The following is a 21,559-nucleotide window of genomic DNA, read 5'->3' on the forward strand; positions in this document are numbered from 1 at the left end:
GGATCAGGCCGGGCGGCGCACGCGCTGCACGAAGGCGCCGACGGTCTGCGCCAGACCGCTGCCCAGACGGCCGAGCAGGCGCGCCGGGCCGTCGCCGAGCAGGCGCGCCAGATCGTCCTCGATGTCCCAGCGCAGGTTCTCGGCCAGCCAGGCGACCTCGGCGGCGAAGGCGGCGTCGCCGCGGATGTCCATCGGCGGGCGCCCTGCCATGCCGGCCAGGCCCCAGCGCAGCATCTCGCTGCCGTCGAGCGTGACCACCAGCGTCTCCTCCTCGCCGACGCCGACCGGCACCAGCAGCAGGTCCTCGTCGAGCTCGAGCAGGCCGGCCGGCGTCACGCGCCAGACCGCCCGCGGCGGCGCCGGCAGCAGCGCCGGCCACTGGCGCCACTGCACGCCGATCGAGCGGCCGACATGGCCGAGCAGGCGACGGGTGGCCTCCGGCTCGGCGGCCAGCACATGGTTGAGCAGCAGCGTGACGCGGCCGAGGGCCTCGCGACCGAGGGGTTCGAGCAGGGCTTGCAACATGGCGGCGATTGTAGGCGGGGCGGTCTGCGCCCCGACGTCAGGCCGGGACATCGCGGGTCAGACGCCAGGCATTGACCAGGCCGTCCAGCAGGACATCGCGCCGCAGCGTCCAGCCCGGCACCTGCAGATCCTCGGCGCGGATCGCGCGCTCGGGCCGGCGGGTTCGCGCCCACAGCGACAGCACCCAGGCGCCCTGCCCCAGCGCCGGCCCCAGGCGCGCCCGCAGCGCCGCGGCGGCCTGCGGCGTCATCGAGGCATCGGGCTCGACCAGCAGCAGCGTGCCGCCCTCGGCCACCCGCGCCAGCAGCCGTCGCAGTCCCGCGGCGCGGTCGTCCAGCACCACCAGCAGCGACGCGGCCGAGACCACCTCGAAGCGCGGCCCCGCGCCACCGCCGGGCGGGTCGGCCAGCAGATCGGCCGCCTCGAAGGTGGCGGACGAGCCGGCGCGGTGGCCTTGGCGACGCGCCTGGGCGACCATCGCCGGATCGAGGTCGGTGCCCAGCACGCGGTAGCCGCGCCCGGCCGCCAGCCGCGCGACCAGCCCGGGGCCGCAGCCGACGTCGAGCCAGCGCGCGCCCGGCGCCGGTGCCGGCAGCAGCGCGACCGCCTCGCGGTGCAGCGCGCGGTAGAAGTCCGCCGCCTGCACCCGGGCGAAGAACCAGGCCGAGAACGCGCTCATCGGCGGCTCCGGCAGCGAGGCGACACGGACAGCACGGCAGGGGGCGGCATCGGCATCATCGTTTCCGGCAGGACAGGCCGGTGATTTTGCGCATCCTGCCGGACCGATGCGCGCCGGCGCTCAGAGCCCGATCATCGCCGCGCCATGCGGGTTTGCCACAATCGGCGCTGTCGGGACCGGGCTGGCGAGCGGCACGGGAGGAGACCGACGCCAACGCCACTGCGATCTGAACACATCCCATGACGACCATCCTGCTGACCGGAGCCACCGGCTACATCGCCTCCCACACCTGGATCGCGCTGAAGGAGGCGGGCTTCCGTGTCCTGGGCGTCGACAACTTCGCCAACAGCTCGCCCGTCGTGCTGCAGCGCCTGGAAGCCCTGCTGGGCGAGAAGCCGGTCTTCGAGGAGGCCGACGTCAACGACACCGACCGCATGGCCGACATCATCGCCCGCCACGGCGTGCAGGGCGTCGTGCACTTCGCCGCGCACAAGGCGGTGGGCGAATCGGTGGCCAAGCCGCTCGAGTACTTCCGCAACAACCTCGGCGGTCTGGTCAGCGTGGCCACCGCGATGGAGCGCCAGGGCGTGAAGACGCTGGTCTTCAGCTCCTCGGCCACCGTCTACGGCCAGCCCGAGCGCCTGCCCATCACCGAGGACTGCGCGCTCTCCAGCACCAACCCCTACGGCATGACCAAGCTGCTGGGCGAGCAGATGCTGCGCGAGCTCGAGCGCTGCACCCCGGGCTGGGCGATCGCCTACCTGCGCTACTTCAACCCGGTCGGCGCCCACGCCAGCGGCACCATCGGCGAGGACCCGCGCGGCATCCCGAACAACCTGATGCCCTACGTCACCCAGGTCGCGGTGGGCAAGCGCGAGTTCCTGCAGGTCTTCGGCGGCGACTACGACACGCCCGACGGCACCGGCGTGCGCGACTACATCCACGTCTGCGACCTGGCGCAGGGCCATGTCGCGGCGCTGCGCCACCTGCTCGAAGCCAAGAGTTCGGTCACCGTCAACCTCGGCACCGGCCAGGGCTACAGCGTCATCGACGTGGTCCGGGCCTTCGAGAAGGCCAGCGGCCGCCCGGTGCCCTACCGCATCGTCGACCGCCGCCCCGGCGACGTCGCCTCCTGCTACGCCGACCCGGCCGCGGCCGAGCAGATCCTGGGCTGGAAGGCGCAGTTCGGCATCGACCGCATGTGCGAGGACAGCTGGCGCTGGCAGTCGACCAATCCGGACGGCTTCAAGGACTGATCCGCACGGCACGCTGCCGTACCGCCGCGTCACGCCGCTGACACCGCCCCCGCGCAGACTGGGGGCATTTCCGACGCGAGCGGCAAGGCAATCATGACGGCGGCCTCCTCAACTGCGCTTTCCGAGACGACGATCGACCCCGGCTGGGATCCGGGCGTCTGCGACATCCTGATCGAGCGGCTGTGGACGCTGCGCCGGCGCATGCTGGCGCTGGCCGCCCAGCATGACGAGCGGCTCGGCCGCATCGATCCGGCCCACCACGCCGGCGCCCGCAACCTGCTGCACTACCTCGCGCTGCGCTCCGACGACCTGCGCCCGCTGCAGCAGGATCTCTCGCGGCTGGGCCTGTCCTCGCTCGGGCGCTCCGAGCCGCATGTGCTGGCCTCGCTCGACAAGGTGCTCGGCATCCTGCACCGCCTGGCCGGCCGCGCGTGGCAGTCGCACGACGGCGACGAGCCCTCGGGCAGCCATTCCGGCCACCGCGCGCTGCAGCAGCACGCCAGCCGCCTGCTCGGCCCGACGCCGCCGGGACGCGACGTGCGCATCATGGTGACGCTGCCGGGCGAGGCCGCCGCCGATCCAGGCCGGATCGACGCGATGGTGCAGGCCGGCATGGACATCGCGCGCATCAACTGCGCCCACGACACGCCGGCGCAGTGGCAGGCGATGGCCGAGGCGGTGCGGCTGGCCGCGCGCCGCGCCGGCCGCGAGGTGCGGGTGCTGATGGACCTGGGCGGCCCGAAGCTGCGCACCGGCCCGATCGAGAGCGCCCCCGGCGTGATCCGGCTGCGACCGCAGCGCGACGAGCTCGGCCGGGTGATCGCGCCGGGCCGGCTGGCGCTGCGTCCGGCCGGCTCGACCTCGCCGGTCGGCGAGGTCGACGCGGTGCTCGGCGTCGATGCCGGCTGGCTCGAGGGACTGCGCCGCGGCGATCTGGTCTCGCTGAAGGACGCGCGGCGCGCGGCGCGCCAGCTCGAGGTGGTCGAGCGCCACGCGGCCAGCGCGATCCTGGAGATCCGCCGCACCGCCTACCTGAGCGCCGACGTCGAGCTGCGCCACGAGCCGCACCGCGAGCGCCGCACCGCGCTGCACGACCTGCCCGCGGCCCAGGGCGTGGTGCACCTGCAGCGCGGCGACCGGCTGCATCTGCTGCCCGACGGCCTCGGCCACGAGGCCCGTCCGAGCGGACGCGGCCGTCGGGCACGGCCGGCCTGTGTGCCCTGCACGCTGCCCGAGGCGCTGGCCTCGGCGCGCCGCGGCGACCGCATCTGGTTCGACGACGGCCGCATCGGCGCGGTCGTGCGGCGGCGGCTCGACGGCGGCGGGGTGGCCGTCGAGATCACGGCCGCGCGCGACGGCGGCGAGAAGCTGGCCGCCGACAAGGGCATCAACCTGCCCGACACCGCGCTCGACCTGCCGGCGCTGACCGCGCAGGACCTGCAGGACCTCGACACCGTCGTCGGCACCGCCGACCTGGTCGGCCTGTCCTTCTGCCAGTCGGCCGACGACGTGCGCCGGCTGCGCGCCGAGCTGGCCGCGCGCGGCGCCGCCCACCTCGGCCTGATGCTGAAGATCGAGACGCAGCGCGGCTTTGCCGCGCTGCCCTCGATCCTGCTGGCGGCGATGGAGGGGCCGACCGCCGGCGTGATGATCGCGCGCGGCGACCTGGCGGTCGAATGCGGCTACGAGCGGCTGGCCGAGGTGCAGGAGGAAATGCTCTGGGCCTGCGAGGCCGCGCACCTGCCGGTGGTCTGGGCCACCCAGGTGCTCGAGACGCTGGCGCGCACCGGCCGGCCCTCGCGCGCCGAGATCACCGATGCGGCGATGGGCGAGCGCGCCGAATGCGTGATGCTCAACAAGGGCCCGCACATCATGGACGCGATCCGCATGCTCGACGACATCCTGCGCCGCATGCAGGAGCACCAGTCGAAGAAGCGCCCGCTGCTGCGCGCGCTGCGCGCCTGGCGGGGCGCGCTGGATGGACAGGGAGCCCCGGGCTGAGCGATGCTCGCGGGCATGAAGATCGACTTCGTCTCCGATGTCTCCTGCCCGTGGTGCGCGATCGGCCTGCATGCGCTGGAGCTGGCGCTCGAGCGGGTCGCCCCCGAGGGCATCCGCGCCACGCTGCACTTCCAGCCCTTCGAGCTGAACCCGGCGATGCCGCCCGAGGGCGAGGACATCGTCGCCCACCTGGGCCGCAAGTACCGCATCACGCCCGAGCAGATCGCCGCCAGCGGCGAGGAGATCCGCGTGCGCGGCGCGGCGCTGGGCTTCGTCTTCGACATGGAGCGGCGCGACCGCATCCACAACACCTTCGACGCGCACCGGCTGCTGCACCACGCTGGCCTCGTCTCGGCCGACGCGCAGCGCCGGCTCAAGCACGCGCTGCTGCGCGCCTACTTCACCGAGGGCCAGAACCCGGGGGCACGCGACGTGCTGTGGCAGGCCGCGGCCGAGGCCGGGCTGGAGGCCTCCGAGGTCGATGCGGTGCTCTCGAGCGACCGCCACGCCGAGGCGGTGCGCGAGAAGGAGCTCTTCTACCAGCAGCACGGCATCCACTCGGTGCCGGCCATCATCCTCAACGACCGCCACCTGATCTCCGGCGGCCAGCCGGTCGAGGTCTTCGAGCGGGCGCTGCGGCAGGTGGCGGCGCTGGAGGGCTGAACGCCCTCACCCCCGGCCCCTTTCCCCGACGCCACCCTCTGCGACAATTCCGCGCATGGACACGCTCGACACCCAGGACATCGCCGCCTACATGAACCGGGTCGGCGCCGCCGCCCGCAGCGCCGCCACCGCGATGGCGGCCGCCTCCACCGCCGCGAAGAACCGCACGCTGCTGGCGCTGGCGCGGCTGCTGCGCGAGAACGGCCCGGCGCTCGACGCCGCCAACGCCCGCGATCTGGACGCGGCCTCGGCAGCCGGCCTGGCCGGCCCGATGCTCGACCGCCTGAAGCTCGGCCCGAAGGTGGTCGCCACCGTCGCCGAGGGCTGCGAGCAGCTCGCCGCGATGCCGGACCCGATCGGCGAGATCACGCAAGTCAAGCGCCGCCCGACCGGCATCAGCGTCGGCCAGATGCGCGTGCCGCTGGGCGTGTTCGGCATGATCTACGAGAGCCGCCCGAACGTGACGATCGAGGCCGCCTCGCTCGCCATCAAGAGCGGCAACGCCTGCATCCTGCGCGGCGGCTCGGAGGCGATCCACTCCAACCTGGCGCTGTGGAAACTCGTGCAGGTGGCGCTGGTCGAGGCCGGGCTGCCCGCGACCGCGGTGCAGCTGGTCGAGACCACCGACCGCGCGGCGGTGGGCCGCCTGATCGCGATGCCCGAGTTCGTCGACGTCATCATCCCGCGCGGCGGCAAGGGCCTGATCGAGCGCATCTCGGCCGAGGCGCGGGTGCCGGTCATCAAGCACCTCGACGGCAACTGCCACACCTACGTCGACGCGCAGGTCGACATCGCGCAGGCGCTGGTCGTCACCGACAACGCCAAGACGCAGAAGTACAGCCCCTGCAACGCCACCGAGTCGCTGCTGGTGCATGCGGATCAGGCGGCGGCCTTCCTGCCGCGGATCGGCGCGATCTTCGCCGCCAAGGGCGTGGAGATGCGCGCCTGCCCGCGTGCCCAGGCCATCCTGTCGGACGTCTCCGGCGCGACGGTCGTGGCCGCGGTCGAGAGCGACTGGGCCGAGGAATACCTGGCGCCCGTCATCAGCGTGAAGGTGGTCGACTCGCTCGACGAGGCCATCGCGCACATCAACCGCTACGGCAGCCACCACACCGACGCGATCCTGACCACGAACCACCCCCACGCGATGCGCTTCCTGCGCGAGGTCGACTCGGCCAGCGTGATGGTCAACGCCAGCACCCGCTTCGCCGACGGCTTCGAGTACGGCCTGGGCGCCGAGATCGGCATCTCCACCGACAAGTTCCACGCCCGCGGCCCCGTGGGCCTGGAGGGACTCACCTCGATGAAGTGGGTGGTGCTCGGCCAGGGCGAGATCCGCCAATGAGCGCGGCCACGAACGCTGCGCGCGACCCGCGCACCGCGCTGGTGCTGTTCTCCGGCGGCCAGGACTCGACCACCTGCCTGGCCTGGGCGCTGGAGCGCTTCCAGCGGGTCGAGACGCTGGGCTTCGACTACGGCCAGCGCCACCACATCGAGATGGACTGCCGCCTGACGGTGCGCGAGGAGCTGCGCGCGGCCTTCCCGCACTGGGCCGCCCGCCTGGGCGAGGACCATGTGCTCGACCTGAGCCTGATCGGCCAGATCTCCGACACCGCGCTCACCACCGAGCGCGAGATCGAGCTGCAGGCCAACGGCCTGCCCAACACCTTCGTGCCCGGTCGCAACCTGCTGTTCCTCGGCTTCGCGGCGACGCTGGCCTACCGGCGCGGCGCCTCGGTGCTGGTCGGCGGCATGTGCGAGACCGACTACTCCGGCTACCCGGACTGCCGCGACAACACGATGAAGGCGCTGCAGGTGGCGCTCTCGCTCGGCCTGGACACGCCGATGACGCTGGAGACGCCGCTGATGTTCCTGACCAAGGCCCAGACCTGGGACCTGGCCGAGCAGCTCGGCGGCCAGACGCTGGTCGAGCTGATCGTCGAGCACACCCACACCTGCTACCTGGGCGAGCGCGGGGCGCGCCATCCCTGGGGCCACGGCTGCGGCCACTGCCCGGCCTGCGAGCTGCGCCGCGCCGGCCACGCCGCCTGGCTGGCCGACGCCTGAGCACGCGCCGTGGACCGCACGATGTCGATCCCGATGCTTGTCCTGGTCGCGCTGCTGTTCTTCTGGATCGTCGGCGCGACGCAGCGCCTGAAGCGGCTGCGCGCCGCCGCCGGCGCCGCCTACGCGCCGCTGGCCAGCCACCTGCGCCAGCGCCAGGCGGTCGCGCTGGCGCTGGCGCATGCCTCGCGCCCGCTGCTCGGCGACGAGCACGCGCTGATCGGCCGCCTGGTCGAGACCGCGCAGGAGGCCGGCCGGGCCACCGACGCGGCGCAGATCCGCAACATGCGCGGCAGCTCGCTGCACGAGATCGGCGAGGCCGAGCAGACGCTCGGCCAGGCGCTCGACCAGCTGGTCTCGGCGCTGCAGGACCTGACCTCCGGCACCGGCCCGGTGGCGGCCGTCACCGAGCTGCTGCGCCAGCGCGACACGCTGCAGGAGCAGCTCGGCGCCGACCGGCACCTCTACAACCACGCCGCGCAGACCTACAACGACGCGCTGCACATCTTCCCGACGACGCTGGTGGCGGCGCTGCTGCGCTTTCGCGACGCGCCGCTGCTGGCCGGCGCGATCGCGACGGCACGCACCGGCTCGAGCCGGCCGATGCCGATGATCTGACGCGCCGGGGCGACGCCGCGCCCGCCCGCACCACCCGAGAAACAATTTCGGGCTGGACAATCCCCGGCACAGGGGGGCAAAGTGAGAAAAATTGCTGAATTTGCAACTTTTGTCTCACGATGCAGCATGCCCTGAGCCGCGTCTCTCCGACGCTGGACACCGATGCCCGCACGGCCTGGATGGCGCTGATGCGCCTGACCGGGCCGGGCGAGCGGCTGGCCGCGGCGCTGGCCCTGCTGCTGACCCCGGACAGCGAGCAGGAGCTGCGCGCCTGGGAGCTCGCCGTGCGGGGCGAGCCGACTGCCCGCGCGCTGCTCGAGCGCTGCCGCCGGCTGCCCGCGGCGGCGCGGCTGCCCGCGCTCGAGCGCCTGCTGCAGGCCTGCGCCCGCGACGACACGCTCGAGCAGCGCCAGGCGCTGATGCTGGCGGCACGGCGCGTGATGTGCGCCGACGGCAGCGTCAGCGCGCTGGACCGGCTGGTCTGGCTGGCGGTGCGCCACCTGCTGTCCGGGCCGGTGCGCCTGCACCGCGGCGGCCTGCGCGAGGACAACGACCTGACGCAGCTGCCGCTGGCGATGCGCCAGGCCATCGCCAGCGTGACCGCCTATCTCGCGCGGCTGGTGCCCGAGCCGCCGCGGCGCGAGCGCATCGACGCGGCCGGCACCGCCTGGCATGACCGGGTGGTGCTGGCGGTCTGGGGCGAGGCCTCGATGCCGCCGACCTGCCAGGTGCCCGATGTCGACCGCTTCGGCCGCGCGCTGCAGACGCTCGAGGGCCTGGGCTGGGTGCACCGGCCGCTGCTGGCGCGGCTCTGGGTCGATGCCGCCGACACCCGTCCGGGCCTGCGCACCCGCCTGGACGAGCCGCTGCCGGCGGCCGCCGAGGCGCTGCGTCTGGCCTGCGTGCTGCTCGACGCGCCGCTGCCGCCGGCGCTGGCGGCGCACTTCGTCCGCGACCCGGAACAGGAGCGGCGGGCCGACGGCACGTAGACTGCCACCCGTGAGACACGCATCCCCTTCCGCATCCCCGTCCGCCGCCGCCGCCGGCACCCCGTCGCTGCCGCTGTCGCGCCTGCTGGCGCACACCGCCGAGGCGGTCGCCGCGGTGCGCGCCGGCCGCTCGCTGTCGGACGTGCTGGCCGGCTGCCCGGCCGAGGCCCGTCCGGGCACGCAGGCGCTGAGCTTCCATGTCATGCGCTGGATGGGTGGCGCCCAGGCCGCGCGCGAGCAGCTCGCGCCGCGCCGCCCCGCCCCGCCGATCGACGCGCTGCTGATCACCGCGCTGGCGCTGCTGTGGCCCGAGGCCGAGCCGCCCTATGCCGAGCACACGCTGGTCGACCAGGCGGTGGCCTGCGCGCGGCGGCTCTCGCCGGCCGGCGCCGGCTTCGTCAACGCGGTGCTGCGGCGCTTCCTGCGCGAGCGCGAGACGCTGGTGCCGGCGCTGCAGCACAAGGTGCCGTCCGCGCGCCACCAGCATCCGCGCTGGTGGATCGAGCAGCTGCGCCGCGACTGGCCCGACCGCTGGGAGGCGCTGCTGGCCGCGGCGAACCGCTCCGGCCCGATGATGCTGCGCGTCCATGCCCGCCACGGCAGCGCCGAGGCCTGCGTCGACGCGCTGGCCGCCGTCGGACTGAAGGCCCGCGCCGTCGGGGCACAGGCGCCGCAGGCGGTGCTGCTGGAGACGCCGGCGCCGGTGCAGGCGCTGCCCGGCTTCGCCGAAGGCCGTGTCTCGGTGCAGGACCTCTCGGCCCAGCTCGCCGCACCGCTGCTGATCGGCGGCCAGCCCGGCGCGGTCCTGCCGGCGCTGCCGGCCGGCGCACGCGTGCTCGACGCCTGCGCCGCGCCCGGCGGCAAGACCGCGCACCTGCTCGAGCTGGCCGACCTGGAGGTGCTGGCGCTCGATGCCGACGCCGGGCGGCTGGCGCGCGTCGACGAGACGCTGGCACGGCTGCACCTGCAGGCGACCACCCGCGCGGCCGATGCGCGCGACACCGCCGCGTGGTGGGACGGACGGCCCTTCGACGCGATCCTGCTCGACGCGCCGTGCAGCGCCTCGGGCATCGTGCGCCGCCATCCGGACGTGCGCTGGCTGCGCCGCGCCGGCGACATCACCGAGCTGGCGCGCACCCAGGCCGGCCTGCTGGAGGCGCTGTGGCCGCTGCTGAAGCCGGGCGGGCGGCTGCTGTACGCGACCTGCTCGATCTTCCGCGCCGAGGGCGCCGGCCAGATTGCATCATTTCTGCAACGCCATCCGGACGCCCGCGGACTGCGCGCCCCCGGCCATCTGCTGCCGCTGCCCGACAATCGGGCCGAGGCTGCCGGCACGACATCGTCGCCGGCAGCCGAGCCGGGCGACGGATTCTTCTACGCCCTCCTGCACAAGTCACCCGAGTCCTGAGCGACGCCGACGGCCCGTGCCGAGACCGCCCGATTCCCGCCCGCCGAGACCGATGCGCCAGCGCCTGGTGCTGCCGCTGCTGCCGCTGCTGCTGGCCGCCGGCGTGCTGCATCCCGTCACGGCCGCGGCGGTCGAGCTGCTGCGGCTCGACGCCCTGCGCACCGAGCAGGGCGTGCTGCTGAACTTCGAGACGCGCTACGAGCTGCCCGCCAGCGTCGAGGACGCGCTGCAGCGCGGCATCGCGCTGCACTTCTCGGCCGAGGCGGTGCTGATGCGCAGCCGCTGGTACTGGCGCGACAAGGAGATCGCGCACGCCACGCGCACCTGGCGCATCGCCTACCAGCCGCTGACGCTGAGCTACAAGGTCAGCCAGGGCGGGCTGTCGCAGACCTACCGCTCGCTGCCCGAGGCGCTGCGCGCGATGCAGCGCGCGAGCCAGTGGCGCCTGGGCGAGGTGCCCGCCGGCGACGAGGACCGGCTCTACGTCGAGTTCTCCTACCGGCTCGACACCGACCAGCTGCCGCGGCCGCTGCAGATCGGCATCGGCTCGCAGCCGGAATGGACGCTGCGCACGCAGCGCGTCGTCCCGGTCGCCGACGCCGCCCCCGGAGGCCGGCCATGAGCCGCAGCTCGCTGCGCTGGACCGTCCTGATCGCGCTGCTGGCCATCGGCGGCACCGGCCTGGTGCTGGCCTTCCTGCTGTCGATCGCGACCAACAACCGCGCGCTGTACGAGCGCCACTACGAGTGGCTTCTGTGGGTCAACATCGGCGTGGCGATGCTGCTCGGCCTGGTCATCGCCATCGCGCTGGCCCAGCTGGTGCGGCGCATGCGCCACGGCAAGTTCGGCAGCCGGCTGCTGGTCAAGCTGGCGGCGATCTTCGCCTTCGTCGGGGTGGTGCCGGGCATGCTGATCTACGGCGTGTCCTACCAGTTCGTCGCGCGCTCGATCGAGAGCTGGTTCGACGTCGAGGTCGAGGGCGCGCTGGAGTCGGGCCTGAACCTCGGGCGCACCACGCTGCAGCTGCTGGTCAACGATGTCGCCGCCAAGACCCGGCTGGCGGCCGAGAGCGGCGCCGAGACCGGCGGGCGCATGCAGCTGCTGATGCTCGAGCGGGTGCGCGAGCAGATGTCGGCGCAGAGCGTTGCGGTGCTCTCCAGCGGCGGCCAGGTGCTGGCCAGCGCCGGCGGGGCGGTCGGCGCGGCGATGCTGCCGGACCGGCCGACCGCGTCGATGATGCGCCAGGCGCGCAACCTGCGCGTGTTCGCGCAGCTCGAGGGCCTGGACGCCGACACGCCTGCCGACGGCGCCATCACCGCCGGCGGCCCGGTGCGGGTGCGCGCGATCGCGTGGATGCCGCCGACGACGATCAGCCTCGGCGGCGAGGACCGCTACCTGCAGATCACGCAGACGGTGCCGCAGGAGCTCGTCGGCAACGCGCTGCGGGTCCAGCAGGCCTACAGCGAGTACCAGCAGCGCGCGCTCGGCCGCGAGGGCCTGCGGCGCATGTACATCGGCACGCTGACGCTGACCCTCATCCTGGGCATCTTCAGCGCGCTGCTGATGGCCGCCGGCCTGGGCCACCAGATCGGCCGACCGCTGGTGATGCTGGCCGAGGGCGTGCGCCAGGTCGCGCGCGGCGACCTGCGCCCGACGGCGGTCTTCGCCTCGCGCGACGAGCTCGGCGGCCTGACCCGCTCCTTCGCCGAGATGACGCAGCAGCTCGCCGACGCGCGCGGCCTGGTGCAGCGCAGCCTCGCCGAGGCCGAGAGCGCCAAGGCGCACCTGCAGACCATCCTGGACAACCTCAGCTCCGGCGTGATCGTCTTCGAGGCCGACGGCCGCATCGACACCGTCAACCCCGGCGCCGCGCGCATCCTGCGCCTGGCGCCGACCGCCTGGGAGTCGCGTGCGATCGACCGCGTGCCGGGGCTGGAGCGCCTGGCCGCCGCCGTCGGGCAGCGCTTCGAGGCGCATCTGCGCGACCTCGACGAGGCCGGCGGCGAGGCCGACATCGACGCGCACTGGCAGGAATCGCTCGAGCTGGGCAGCGCGGAGGCGCCGCAGACGCTGCTGGTGCGCGGCGCGCTGCTGCCCGAGGGCGCGCGGCTGCTGGTCTTCGACGACATCTCCGACGTGGTCATGGCGCAGCGCAGCGTCGCCTGGGCCGAGGTCGCGCGGCGCCTGGCGCACGAGATCAAGAACCCGCTCACGCCGATCCAGCTCTCGGCCGAGCGCATGCAGCACAAGCTCGAGGCCAAGCTGGCCGGCGCCGACCAGCAGATGCTGGTGCGCTCGGTGGGCACCATCGTCACGCAGGTGCAGGCGATGAAGACGCTGGTCAACGAGTTCCGCGACTACGCGCGCCTGCCCTCGGCGCGGCTGGAGCCGCTCGACCTCAACGCGCTGGTCGCCGAGGTGCTGGGCCTGTACGCGGAGCAGCAGGAAAGCGGCCGGCTGCGCGCCGAGCTCGCGCCGGAGCTGCCGCTGCTCGCCGGCGACGCCAGCCAGCTGCGCCAGGTCATCCACAACCTGGTGCAGAACGCGCTCGACGCGGTGACCGAGACCGAGGGCGGCCTGGTCGTCGTCTCGACCGAGACCGCCCGACCCGATGACGGCCAGACGCGTGCCATCCGCCTCAAGGTGGTGGACAATGGCCCCGGTTTCTCGGAAAAAGTTCTCAAACGTGCATTCGAACCCTATGTCACCACGAAGGCCCGCGGCACCGGCCTGGGACTGGCCGTGGTGAAGAAGATCGTCGAGGAGCACGGCGCACGCATCCGCCTGGGCAATCTCGCCGACGAGGCACCGGACTCCGGCACCGGACCGGCGAGGACCGGTGCGCAAGTTTCGATATCATTTTCCCGATGGGCCCGTGGCGGGGGAACGCCTGCGGGCAGCGAGCCCGGACGCTATCGAACCCCACCCTCCCCCGACGTCAGCGCGTCCTGATCACTCATGGCCAACATACTTGTCGTCGACGACGAAATGGGCATCCGAGCCCTGCTGCAAGAGATCCTGACCGACGAAGGTCACTCCGTCGAACTCGCGGAGAACGCTGCCCAGGCGCGCATGCTGCGCGAGCGCCAGCGCCCGGATCTCGTTCTTCTCGACATCTGGATGCCCGACGTCGACGGCATCACGCTGCTGAAGGAATGGAACAGCGGCGCCCAGCTGAGCATGCCGGTCATCATGATGTCCGGCCACGGCACCATCGACACCGCGGTCGAGGCGACCAAGTACGGCGCGATGGCCTTCCTCGAGAAGCCGATCACGCTGCAGAAGCTGCTGCGCGCGGTCGAGCAGGGCCTGTCCAAGCCCGCGCCGCGCACGCCGGCCAGCGATCCGCCGGCCGCCGCCGCCGTGCGCATCGAGCCGCTGCCCGGCGCCGAGCATGTGCCGGTCGGCGCACCACCCGCGGCCGGCGGCTACGTGCCGACGATCGCGCACCTGCATCACCATCCGGCGAACTCGGTCGGCATCACGATGGCCAGCGGCCCGCAGGCCGACCAGAGCTTCAACCTCGACCGTCCGCTGCGCGAGGCGCGCGACGCCTTCGAGAAGGCCTACTTCGAGTTCCATCTGGTGCGCGAGAACGGCAGCATGACCCGCGTGGCCGAGCGCACCGGCCTGGAGCGCACCCACCTCTACCGCAAGCTCAAGCAGCTCGGCGTCGACCTCAGCCGCAACAAGCGCGGCGCGGGCTGAACACGATCGAAAAAAATCTCGCCAGAACGCTTGCAGCTTCGCAAGAAAGCGTGCCATAATTTCCTTCTCGACGGCCAAGTAGCTCAGTTGGTAGAGCAGCGGATTGAAAATCCGCGTGTCGGTGGTTCGATTCCGCCCTTGGCCACCAGAACAAGAGAAGCCCGCTTGATTTCAAGCGGGCTTCTTGCTTTTCCGTTCCGGTTCGACTGTTCGATTCGCCTGTGCCCGTGCCCGCATGAGATCCCCGATCCACATCGTCGACGTCGATCGCCTCGAGACCTGGACCCGCTGGCGAGCCGGCCTGTGCGACAGCTGCGCGGCCAACTGCTGCACGATGCCGGTCGAGATCCGCCTGCCCGACCTGGTGCGCCTCGGTCTGGTCGACGCCTTCGAGGCCGAGCATGAAGAGCCCCGCCTGATCGCCCGCCGGCTGGTCAAGAGCAGGCAGGTCGAGCGCTACAACCAGAAGGACGGCATCTTCACGATGGCCCGCCGCGCCAACGGCGACTGCCAGTTCCTCGACGCCACCACGCGCCGCTGCACCGTCTACGAGAAGCGCCCGAACACCTGCCGCAGGCACCCGCAGGTCGGCCCGAAGCCGGGGCACTGCCCCTACGGCGCCCGCGAGGCGCGCACCGTCGACAGGAATGCACGCGAAGGTCGGCTGATCCGGAAATCATGATCCGGATCAAGGCCTACAATCCGGGTCAACCCTGATGCCAGGCCTGTTTCCTGCATCGGGCTGCCATGGACGGCGGCGGCGATGCACGGCGATGGGCGCCAAGACACGCGAATCCGGCCCGAAGGAGTACGACATGCGCCGGATCACGCTGACGCTGGCCCTGCTGGGGGCCCTGCTGGCCAGCACCGCACGGGCGGAGACCATCACCGAAGTGCTCGAACGCTCGCAGCTCTCGCGGCTGGACGGCCGTGTCGCGGCCCCGGCCGACAGCGAGCGCGCCGCGCGGGTGCGCGCCAGCTTCGCGCGTCTGGTCGCGCTGGCGCCGCCGGCGCATCCGGTCGAGCTGCGGGTGATGCAGGGCGGCGTGCAGGCCGAGGCGATGCTGGGCCGGCTGCTGGTCGTGGGCGAGGCCGTCGGCGACCTGCCCGAAGGCGAGCGGCTGATGCTGCTGTCGCACGAGTACGGCCATCTGGCGCTGGACCACTGGGACCGCCTGGTCGGCCTGTACCGCCACCACATTCCCGGCGAGGTCCGGCCCGACACCACGGATCCGGTCGCGCAGGCGCTGGGCCGCGACGGCGCGGAGCTGTCGCACCGCCAGGAGTTCGAGGCCGATGCCTTCGGCTTCCGCCTGGCGCAGCAGCTCGGCGTCGGTCTGGACGAGGCGCTGTCGCTGCTGATGCGCCGCCCGGCCGCCGGCGACACGCCGACGCATCCGGCCACCCGCCGGCGCATCGCGCAGCTGCGCATGCTGCAGGCCCGCGAGGCCGGCAGCGATCCGGCGCCGCTGCGCGGCGCGACGACCGCCGCCGCCCCGGCCGCCACCCAGCCCTGACGCCGCGTTCAGCGCGGCGCCGGCTCGCTGCGCACGCTGCCGAGCACGCCGTGCTCGCCCAGTCCCACCGGCGAGCCGCTCAGGATCGAGGCGGCCAGCGCCAGGCCGCGCACCACCCGGCTGTCGGGCGCGTCCCAGTACTCCACCTTCAGCGGCACGATCTTCAGCAGCGCCAGGTCCGGCGAGTCCGGACCGTCCGGAAACCACGGGCGCGCGGCGGCCGTCCACAGCGCGTGGATGCGCTCGCGGTCGTCGACCTGCTCGGCGCGGCCGGCGATCGACACGAAGGTCGAATGCACCTCGTCGCTGAAGGCCAGATTGACCGGATGCGGCCGGGCATCCGCCTGACGCCGGCAGAAGAACCACAGCAGGCCCTGGGCGTCGAACTCCAGCAGCGTCATCGGCCGGCTCTCGAGCAGCTCGCCGGTGCCGGGCTCGGTCAGCATCGCGAAGCGGTCCTTGCCGATCAGGTCGGCGAGCTGGCGCTGCGCGGCCAGCGGGTGATCCTTGTCCTGGGACATCGAAATCTCCTTGATGAAGTCGGGAACGGGAAGGAAGAAAGGACGGACGAAGGCCGGTGGCCGCGGCCGCGCGGGCCGCTCACCACAGGCGCTCGAACATCAGCGCGGCGCGCTCGACCAGCCGGCCCGGCCAGGGCCGCTCGCGCCAGGAGGCCAGCGTCACCGGACGCGAGTCGGCGACATCGCGCCCGAACATGCGCTCCATCGCGGCGCCGAAATCGCGCCCGAGCACGAAGGCGTTGACCTCGTCGTTGCCGGTGAAGCTGCGCCAGTCCATGTTGCTGGAGCCCACGCTGGAGAGCACGCCGTCGACCACGAAGGTCTTGGCATGCAGCACCGAGTGCTGCAGCTCGTGGATGCGCACGCCCGCCGACAGCAGCTGCTCGTAGCGCGCCCGCCCGGCGTGCAGCACCGGCGCGAAGTCGCTCATCGACGGCAGCACCAGCTGCACGTCGACGCCGCGGCGGGCGGCCTCGCACAGCGCCTCGACGATGCGGTCGCCCGGCGCGAAATAGGCCATCGTCAGATGCACGCTGCGGCGCGAGGCGGCGATCGCGCCCAGCAGCGTGGCGTGGATGCGGTTGTCGCCGGGCTCGTCGGGGCCGCTGGCGACGACGCGCACCACGTCGTCGCCGGGGGCCTCGGCCGGCTGCTCGCGCGAGGGCTCCTGCGGCGGCGCCAGCACCGCCTCGCAGCCCTGGCGCTGCCAGGTGGTGCGCACCAGCGCATCGAGCCGCACCGCCGCCGGGCCGCGGATCTCGACCTGCGTGTCGCGCCAGCCCGACTGCGCCGGATCGCTGCCCTCGGGCGGACGCCGGCCCGACGAGCCGGCCCACGAGCCCGACGCGTAGACCGCGCTGATGTTGATGCCGCCGGTGAACGCGGTCTCGCGGTCGACGACGACGATCTTGCGGTGATCGCGGTGCAGCAGCCCCCAGTGGCCCAGGCGCCGGAGCGGGTTGACCGGATTGAACTCGCAGCTCGGCACGCCCTGCTGGCGCAGCGCCTCGAACAGCGCCGGATCGGTGCCGAAGGAGCCGACCGCGTCGCGCAGCAGCGCCACCTCGACACCCTCGGCGCGCTTGCGCGCCAGCAGCCGCGCCAGGCGCTGCGCCAGCTCGGCGTCGTCGACGATGTAGCTCTGCACCATCACGCTGGAGCGGGCCCGCTCGACCGCCGCGAACATCGCGTCGAAGGTGGCCGGGCCGTCCTCGAGCAGGCGCACCCGGTTGTGGCTGTACAGCCGCACCCGCGACTGCGCGCCCATCACCGCCAGATGGTGGCGCAGCAGCCCGGCCTCGCCCTCGGCCGCGACCTGCGCGATCACCCGCCGCGCCGGCGCCGGCGCCATCGTGCCCTGCGGGCCGACCACCTGCACCGCCGAGGCCGCCACCGCGGCCGGCTGCAGCTCGGCCTGGCGCAACGCCTGGTCGATCTGGTTCGCGTCGGTCAGCCGCCCCGCCGCGCAGGCCGACAGCAGCCCGCCGGCCAGCAGCATCGCCGCCGCGGCAGCGCGGCAGGGCCCGCAGCGGGAAGGCGCGGCGGCGGCGGAGCGATCGGAGGCGGAGCGGAACATGGCCCCAGCATCGGGCCGGGGCGCCCGCGCGCCGATCGGCCGCCACCGGATCGGAATGTAGGCCGAGACCGACAGCCGGACCGCCCGGCGCCCGGCAGACGGCACGCCGGCGCCGGCCGATGCTGTGGCCCAAGGAGAACGCTGAACATGGACCTGGATGTCTTCGAACGATGGGGGCGCGGCGCCGGTACCTTTCTGGCCCGGGTGGACTGGGTGCAGGCGCTGGCGGCGCTGCTGGTGGTGATCGTGGTGCGCGCCGCGCTGGGCAAGGGCCTGGAGCTGGTCGGACACCGCATGGCGCGGGGCGCGCAGCGCTCCAGCAACCGCTACGACGACCTGATCGCCGACATGCTCTCGGCGACCCGCCCCGGCATGCTGACGCTGTTCGCGCTCCTGGTCGGCCTGAACATGCTCGACTTCGGCGCGCGCTGGGACGAGCGCCTCGGCCAGCTCTGGTTCATCGCGCTGGCGCTGCAGGCGGGGCTGTGGGGCCAGCGGCTGATCCGCGGCGGCCTGCGCCTGTACGGCGAACGCCACGCGCCGGCCGGCGCGTCGACGACGCTGCTCTCGTGGGCGCTGCGCACGCTGCTGTGGTCGGTGCTGGCGCTGGCGGTGTTCTCGAACCTGGGCATCGACATCACCGCCTTCGTCGCCAGCCTCGGCATCGGCGGCATCGCGGTGGCGCTGGCGGCGCAGAACATCCTGGGCGACCTGTTCGCCTCGCTGTCGATCGCGGTCGACAAGCCCTTCGAGGTCGGCGACTCGATCTCGGTGGGCGCGGTCTCCGGCACGGTCGAGCGCGTCGGGCTGAAGACCACGCGCATCCGCAGCATCAACGGCGAGCAGATCGTCATGTCCAACACCGACCTGCTGCGCCAGACGGTGTCGAACTTCAAGCGCCAGCAGACCCGGCGCATCGCCTTCGGCTTCGGCCTGACCTACGACGCCACGCCCGAGCAGCTCGCCGAGGTGCCGCAGCGCCTGCGCCGCCTCATCGAGGCCGACCCGCAGCTCGAGTTCCGCCGCGCGCACTTCAAGAGCTTCGGCGAGAGCTCGCTGGACTTCGAGGTGGTCTACATCGTGCGCGACCCGTCCTACGACGTCTACATGGACCGCCAGCAGGCGCTGAACCTGGCGCTGATGAAGGAGCTCGCCGCGATGGGGCTGCAGTTCGCCTTTCCCTCGCGCACCGTCTACACCGTCCAGTCCGTCACGGACGCGGTCCCGGTCCCCGCGCGGGTGCCGACCTGAGCGCGAATCGCCCGGTCCGGGCGGCGCTTTTCCGGTCCTGGGCGCGCCGGCGCGTCGCCAAGATGCGCAGCTGACTCATCACGCACGGGACCCGACGATGAAGATGCGCTCCCAGATTCTCGCGCTCGGCCTGGCCGGCGTGGCCGCCGCGGCCGCGACCGGAGGCATCGGGCTGCTTTCGGGCCACCGCCTCGGCGGCACGCTCGGCGACATCATCGCGGCCAGCCAGGCGCTGCAGCACAGCCAGGCGGCCGACATGATGCACGACGCGGTGCGCGGCGACGCGCAGCTGGCGGTGCTGGCGGCGCTGCAGAACGAACCCGCCCGCATCGCCGAGGCCGCCAAGGAAGTGGGCGAGCACGGCCAGGAGTTCGAGCGGCTGCTCAAGGAGCTGCGCGCCATGCCGCTGGATGCGAGCACGCTGGCCGCGCTCGACGACGTCGAGCCGAAGGTGCGCAGCTATCTGGAGACCGCGCGCCAGCTGGTCAGCCGTGCCGGCAGCCAGTCCGGCAGCCAGCAGCAGGACCTCCAGACGCTGCAGGCCGGCTATCTCGCGCTCGAGAGCAGCATGGAGAAGCTCTCGGGCTCCATCTCGGAGCGCTACCAGAAGCTGAGCCGCGAGGCCTCGGGCGAGGTCACCCGGCAGCAGTGGCTGGTCGGCGCGACGCTGCTGCTGGCCGGCGCGCTGCTGGCGGCCGGCGCGATCTGGCTGAGCACGCAGATGACGCGGCCGATGCGCGCCGCGGTCGAGGCGGCCGACCGGCTCGCCGAGGGCGACCTCGGCCACGGCATCGAGCCCGACGGCAATGACGAGACCCGCCAGCTGCTCGGCGCGATGGGGCGCATGCGCGACAGCCTGCGCGACATCGTCAGGCATGTGAAGTCCAACGCCGACGAGGTGGCCAACGCCAGCCTGCAGATCGCGCAGGGCAACCAGGACCTGAGCCGGCGCACCGAGGAGCAGGCCTTCGGCCTGCAGCAGACCGCCTCGACGATGGACCAGCTCAACTCGACCGTCAGCCACAACGCCGACAACGCGAAGAAGGCCAACGAGCTGGCCAGCAGCGCCGCGGCGATCGCCGCCCAGGGTGGCCGGGTGGTCGACGAGGTGGTCGAGACGATGCGCGGCATCAACGGCAGCTCGAAGAAGATCGCCGACATCATCGGCGTGATCGACGGCATCGCCTTCCAGACCAACATCCTGGCGCTGAACGCGGCGGTCGAGGCCGCACGGGCCGGCGAGCAGGGCCGCGGCTTCGCGGTGGTCGCCACCGAGGTGCGCAACCTGGCGCAGCGCTCGGCCGCGGCCGCACGCGAGATCAAGACGCTGATCACCGGCAGCGTGAACCAGGTCGAGCAGGGCACCGACCTGGTCGACCAGGCCGGCCGGACCATGCAGGAGATCGTCAGCTCGATCGAGCAGGTCAGCCAGATCGTCGCGCAGATCAGCCACGCCAGCGCCGAGCAGAGCGTCGGCGTCAGCCACATCGGCGAGGCGGTCACGAAGATGGATCAGGCCACGCAGCAGAACGCCGCGCTGGTCGAGCAGTCGGCCGCCGCCGCCGACGGCCTGAAGCGCCAGGCGCAGGACCTGGTCGGCGCGGTGTCGGCCTTCCGGCTCGACAGCCACGCCTGACGGGCGCCTCAGCCGCGCCGGCGCGCGCTCCAGCGCGTCACCCGCGCGGCGCCCTGGTGGCCCGGCCCCTCGTCGAGCATCACCTCGCCCTGCCAGCCCGAGAGCTCCTCGCAGAGCATGCCGAAGTCGGCGCGCAGGTCCTCCAGCGCGCACAGCATGTCGAGGTCGCGCGGCCCGCCGCTGTCACGGCCGAGCTGCGAGGGATGAAAGGCCTCGACGATCACCCGTCCGCCCGGGCGCAGCCCCTGCGCCAGCCGGCGATGCGCCTGGGTCCGCCAGGCCGAGGGCAGGTGCACGTAGATCAGCACCAGCGCATCCCAGGCGCCCGGCACCGGCGTCCAGACCTCCAGATCGCCCAGCTCGACATCGATGTCCACGCCGCGCCGGCGCGCCAGCGCCTGCACCTTGTCCAGCCCGACCGGCGAGGCGTCGACCGAGCAGACCCGGTGGCCCTGCTGCGCCAGCCACACGCCGTTGCGCCCTTCGCCGTCGCCGGGCACCAGCACCCGCGAGCCCGGCGCCAGCCGCGTCGCCTCGGCGCGCAGGAAGGCGTTGGGCTCGAGACCGTACTTGTAGGTCTCGCCGGCGAAGCGCTCGTCCCAGAACTGCCGCACGCTCATGATCCGGCTCCCGCCTGCACCGTGCCGGGCGCGGCCGCCGGCGCCACCAGCGGCCAGCCCCGCGAGGTCCAGCCGCTCATGCCGGACTGGACATGGCGGACCTGCGTGTAGCCGCGCTCGCGCAGCAGCGCCGCCGCGCGCGCCGAGCGGTTCTGGGTATTGCAGATCAGCAGCACCGGCTGCGCCGGATCGCGCGGGATCTCGGCCAGCCGCGCCTCGAGCTGGCTCAGCGGCAGCAGGCGCGCGCCCGGGGCCACGCCGGTGGCCTGCTCGTCGGGCTCACGGATGTCGAACATCAGCACGCGGCCGGCCTCGAGCTCGGTGCGTGCGGTCTCGAGCGAGACCGGCGCATCCGGCCCGCCGGAGGGCGCGCAGCCGATCGTCAGCAGCGGCAGCATCAGGCCCAGACTGGCAGCACCCAGCCAGCCCAGGCTCTGCCGGCGGGAGGAAAGCGGAAATTTCGGCATGGCGGCGTTATACCCGGGCCGGCACCTGCCTGCCGTGCGCAGGATCATGCTCGGCGATGC

General features: G+C 73.1%; 21 protein-coding genes and 1 tRNA gene. 16 read left to right on the plus strand and 6 right to left on the minus strand.

Features of this window, described 5'->3' with window-relative positions:
* Window positions 1-3: 3 nt before the first annotated feature.
* Window positions 4-525 (minus strand): hypothetical protein, encoded by a 522-nt coding sequence (locus HNQ01_RS13880; protein ID WP_173806049.1) that lies wholly within the window; start codon window positions 523-525, stop codon window positions 4-6.
* 37 nt (window positions 526-562) lie between these two features.
* Window positions 563-1,204 (minus strand): class I SAM-dependent methyltransferase, encoded by a 642-nt coding sequence (locus HNQ01_RS13885; protein ID WP_173806050.1) that lies wholly within the window; start codon window positions 1,202-1,204, stop codon window positions 563-565.
* Between the two features lie 239 nt (window positions 1,205-1,443).
* Between HNQ01_RS13885 and galE the strand changes: the two genes are divergently transcribed.
* The 14 genes from galE to HNQ01_RS13950 all read left to right on the plus strand — a co-directional run bounded on the left by galE (window position 1,444) and on the right by HNQ01_RS13950 (window position 15,428).
* Entirely contained in the window at window positions 1,444-2,460 is a 1,017-nt protein-coding gene (galE, locus tag HNQ01_RS13890; protein WP_149504608.1) for a UDP-glucose 4-epimerase GalE, read from the plus strand.
* Between the two features lie 93 nt (window positions 2,461-2,553).
* Complete coding sequence (locus tag HNQ01_RS13895) at window positions 2,554-4,461, plus strand: pyruvate kinase (protein WP_173806051.1); 1,908 nt, start codon at window positions 2,554-2,556, stop codon at window positions 4,459-4,461.
* Between the two features lie 3 nt (window positions 4,462-4,464).
* Window positions 4,465-5,124, plus strand: a complete 660-nt coding sequence (locus tag HNQ01_RS13900; RefSeq protein WP_173806052.1) for a DsbA family oxidoreductase — start codon at window positions 4,465-4,467, stop codon at window positions 5,122-5,124.
* Window positions 5,125-5,215: 91 nt separating this feature from the next.
* Window positions 5,216-6,469 carry a glutamate-5-semialdehyde dehydrogenase gene (locus HNQ01_RS13905; protein ID WP_434801509.1) on the plus strand — a complete coding sequence of 418 codons (1,254 nt, stop codon included), beginning with the start codon at window positions 5,216-5,218 and terminating at the stop codon, window positions 6,467-6,469.
* Window positions 6,466-7,191 carry a 7-cyano-7-deazaguanine synthase QueC gene (gene queC / locus HNQ01_RS13910; protein ID WP_173806054.1) on the plus strand — a complete coding sequence of 242 codons (726 nt, stop codon included), beginning with the start codon at window positions 6,466-6,468 and terminating at the stop codon, window positions 7,189-7,191. Before HNQ01_RS13905 ends, queC begins: the two co-directional genes overlap by 4 nt.
* A 21-nt stretch (window positions 7,192-7,212) precedes the next feature.
* A complete protein-coding gene (locus HNQ01_RS13915) occupies window positions 7,213-7,806 on the plus strand; it encodes a LemA family protein (protein ID WP_173806055.1) in 594 nt (197 codons plus the stop codon).
* 119 nt (window positions 7,807-7,925) lie between these two features.
* Window positions 7,926-8,795, plus strand: a complete 870-nt coding sequence (locus HNQ01_RS22445; protein ID WP_286180806.1) for a hypothetical protein — start codon at window positions 7,926-7,928, stop codon at window positions 8,793-8,795.
* Window positions 8,796-8,805: 10 nt separating this feature from the next.
* Window positions 8,806-10,203: a 16S rRNA (cytosine(967)-C(5))-methyltransferase RsmB gene (rsmB, locus tag HNQ01_RS13920; protein WP_353621705.1), complete on the plus strand. Its 1,398-nt coding sequence runs from the start codon at window positions 8,806-8,808 to the stop codon at window positions 10,201-10,203.
* Window positions 10,204-10,255: 52 nt separating this feature from the next.
* A complete protein-coding gene (locus HNQ01_RS13925; protein WP_173806057.1) occupies window positions 10,256-10,825 on the plus strand; it encodes a DUF4390 domain-containing protein in 570 nt (189 codons plus the stop codon).
* Window positions 10,822-13,155 (plus strand): sensor histidine kinase, encoded by a 2,334-nt coding sequence (locus HNQ01_RS13930; protein ID WP_173806058.1) that lies wholly within the window; start codon window positions 10,822-10,824, stop codon window positions 13,153-13,155. Before HNQ01_RS13925 ends, HNQ01_RS13930 begins: the two co-directional genes overlap by 4 nt.
* Window positions 13,156-13,161: 6 nt before the next feature.
* Window positions 13,162-13,911: a response regulator gene (locus tag HNQ01_RS13935; RefSeq protein WP_173806059.1), complete on the plus strand. Its 750-nt coding sequence runs from the start codon at window positions 13,162-13,164 to the stop codon at window positions 13,909-13,911.
* 72 nt (window positions 13,912-13,983) lie between these two features.
* Window positions 13,984-14,059: transfer RNA gene (locus HNQ01_RS13940), tRNA-Phe, on the plus strand.
* Window positions 14,060-14,146: 87 nt separating this feature from the next.
* Entirely contained in the window at window positions 14,147-14,593 is a 447-nt protein-coding gene (locus tag HNQ01_RS13945; protein ID WP_173806060.1) for a YkgJ family cysteine cluster protein, read from the plus strand.
* 91 nt (window positions 14,594-14,684) lie between these two features.
* On the plus strand, window positions 14,685-15,428 hold the full coding sequence (locus HNQ01_RS13950; protein WP_173806061.1) for a M48 family metalloprotease: 744 nt from the start codon (window positions 14,685-14,687) through the stop codon (window positions 15,426-15,428).
* A gap of 8 nt (window positions 15,429-15,436) precedes the next feature.
* Here the strand turns inward: HNQ01_RS13950 and HNQ01_RS13955 are convergent, their stop codons facing one another.
* Both HNQ01_RS13955 and HNQ01_RS13960 read right to left on the minus strand, forming a co-directional pair.
* Window positions 15,437-15,949 carry a pyridoxamine 5'-phosphate oxidase family protein gene (locus tag HNQ01_RS13955; protein ID WP_173806062.1) on the minus strand — a complete coding sequence of 171 codons (513 nt, stop codon included), beginning with the start codon at window positions 15,947-15,949 and terminating at the stop codon, window positions 15,437-15,439.
* Between the two features lie 79 nt (window positions 15,950-16,028).
* Window positions 16,029-17,525, minus strand: a complete 1,497-nt coding sequence (locus HNQ01_RS13960; RefSeq protein WP_286180807.1) for a phospholipase D-like domain-containing protein — start codon at window positions 17,523-17,525, stop codon at window positions 16,029-16,031.
* 147 nt (window positions 17,526-17,672) lie between these two features.
* Here HNQ01_RS13960 and HNQ01_RS13965 point away from each other — a divergent pair, with 147 nt between their 5' ends.
* Both HNQ01_RS13965 and HNQ01_RS13970 read left to right on the plus strand, forming a co-directional pair.
* Window positions 17,673-18,776, plus strand: coding sequence for a mechanosensitive ion channel family protein (locus HNQ01_RS13965; protein WP_286180808.1), 1,104 nt, complete (start codon window positions 17,673-17,675; stop codon window positions 18,774-18,776).
* A 97-nt stretch (window positions 18,777-18,873) separates the two neighbouring features.
* Complete coding sequence (locus HNQ01_RS13970; protein WP_286180809.1) at window positions 18,874-20,412, plus strand: methyl-accepting chemotaxis protein; 1,539 nt, start codon at window positions 18,874-18,876, stop codon at window positions 20,410-20,412.
* A gap of 8 nt (window positions 20,413-20,420) precedes the next feature.
* On the opposite strand, the gene HNQ01_RS13975 is transcribed toward HNQ01_RS13970, so the two are convergent.
* Together HNQ01_RS13975 and HNQ01_RS13980 are read right to left on the minus strand one after the other, a co-directional pair.
* Window positions 20,421-21,032: an SAM-dependent methyltransferase gene (locus HNQ01_RS13975; RefSeq protein WP_217427542.1), complete on the minus strand. Its 612-nt coding sequence runs from the start codon at window positions 21,030-21,032 to the stop codon at window positions 20,421-20,423.
* Window positions 21,029-21,499 (minus strand): rhodanese-like domain-containing protein, encoded by a 471-nt coding sequence (locus HNQ01_RS13980; RefSeq protein ID WP_173806063.1) that lies wholly within the window; start codon window positions 21,497-21,499, stop codon window positions 21,029-21,031. The genes HNQ01_RS13975 and HNQ01_RS13980 overlap by 4 nt, the downstream gene beginning before the upstream one ends.
* Window positions 21,500-21,559 lie beyond the last annotated feature (60 nt).

The sequence above is a fragment of the Sphaerotilus uruguayifluvii genome (assembly GCF_013294065.1).
GTDB lineage: Bacteria > Pseudomonadota > Gammaproteobacteria > Burkholderiales > Burkholderiaceae_C > Sphaerotilus > Sphaerotilus uruguayifluvii.

What these genes read in the sequence shown, in the direction of transcription:
- HNQ01_RS13880 (WP_173806049.1), bottom strand. Translation starts at nt 525, where the DNA reads ATGTTGCAAGCCCTGCTCGAACCCCTCGGTCGCGAGGCCCTCGGCCGC.
- HNQ01_RS13885 (WP_173806050.1), bottom strand. Translation starts at nt 1,204, where the DNA reads ATGAGCGCGTTCTCGGCCTGGTTCTTCGCCCGGGTGCAGGCGGCGGAC.
- galE (WP_149504608.1), top strand. Translation starts at nt 1,444, where the DNA reads ATGACGACCATCCTGCTGACCGGAGCCACCGGCTACATCGCCTCCCAC.
- HNQ01_RS13895 (WP_173806051.1), top strand. Translation starts at nt 2,554, where the DNA reads ATGACGGCGGCCTCCTCAACTGCGCTTTCCGAGACGACGATCGACCCC.
- HNQ01_RS13900 (WP_173806052.1), top strand. Translation starts at nt 4,465, where the DNA reads ATGCTCGCGGGCATGAAGATCGACTTCGTCTCCGATGTCTCCTGCCCG.
- HNQ01_RS13905 (WP_434801509.1), top strand. Translation starts at nt 5,216, where the DNA reads ATGAACCGGGTCGGCGCCGCCGCCCGCAGCGCCGCCACCGCGATGGCG.
- queC (WP_173806054.1), top strand. Translation starts at nt 6,466, where the DNA reads ATGAGCGCGGCCACGAACGCTGCGCGCGACCCGCGCACCGCGCTGGTG.
- HNQ01_RS13915 (WP_173806055.1), top strand. Translation starts at nt 7,213, where the DNA reads ATGTCGATCCCGATGCTTGTCCTGGTCGCGCTGCTGTTCTTCTGGATC.
- HNQ01_RS22445 (WP_286180806.1), top strand. Translation starts at nt 7,926, where the DNA reads ATGCAGCATGCCCTGAGCCGCGTCTCTCCGACGCTGGACACCGATGCC.
- HNQ01_RS13925 (WP_173806057.1), top strand. Translation starts at nt 10,256, where the DNA reads ATGCGCCAGCGCCTGGTGCTGCCGCTGCTGCCGCTGCTGCTGGCCGCC.
- HNQ01_RS13930 (WP_173806058.1), top strand. Translation starts at nt 10,822, where the DNA reads ATGAGCCGCAGCTCGCTGCGCTGGACCGTCCTGATCGCGCTGCTGGCC.
- HNQ01_RS13935 (WP_173806059.1), top strand. Translation starts at nt 13,162, where the DNA reads ATGGCCAACATACTTGTCGTCGACGACGAAATGGGCATCCGAGCCCTG.
- HNQ01_RS13945 (WP_173806060.1), top strand. Translation starts at nt 14,147, where the DNA reads ATGAGATCCCCGATCCACATCGTCGACGTCGATCGCCTCGAGACCTGG.
- HNQ01_RS13950 (WP_173806061.1), top strand. Translation starts at nt 14,685, where the DNA reads ATGGGCGCCAAGACACGCGAATCCGGCCCGAAGGAGTACGACATGCGC.
- HNQ01_RS13955 (WP_173806062.1), bottom strand. Translation starts at nt 15,949, where the DNA reads ATGTCCCAGGACAAGGATCACCCGCTGGCCGCGCAGCGCCAGCTCGCC.
- HNQ01_RS13960 (WP_286180807.1), bottom strand. Translation starts at nt 17,525, where the DNA reads ATGTTCCGCTCCGCCTCCGATCGCTCCGCCGCCGCCGCGCCTTCCCGC.
- HNQ01_RS13965 (WP_286180808.1), top strand. Translation starts at nt 17,673, where the DNA reads ATGGACCTGGATGTCTTCGAACGATGGGGGCGCGGCGCCGGTACCTTT.
- HNQ01_RS13970 (WP_286180809.1), top strand. Translation starts at nt 18,874, where the DNA reads ATGAAGATGCGCTCCCAGATTCTCGCGCTCGGCCTGGCCGGCGTGGCC.
- HNQ01_RS13975 (WP_217427542.1), bottom strand. Translation starts at nt 21,032, where the DNA reads ATGAGCGTGCGGCAGTTCTGGGACGAGCGCTTCGCCGGCGAGACCTAC.
- HNQ01_RS13980 (WP_173806063.1), bottom strand. Translation starts at nt 21,499, where the DNA reads ATGCCGAAATTTCCGCTTTCCTCCCGCCGGCAGAGCCTGGGCTGGCTG.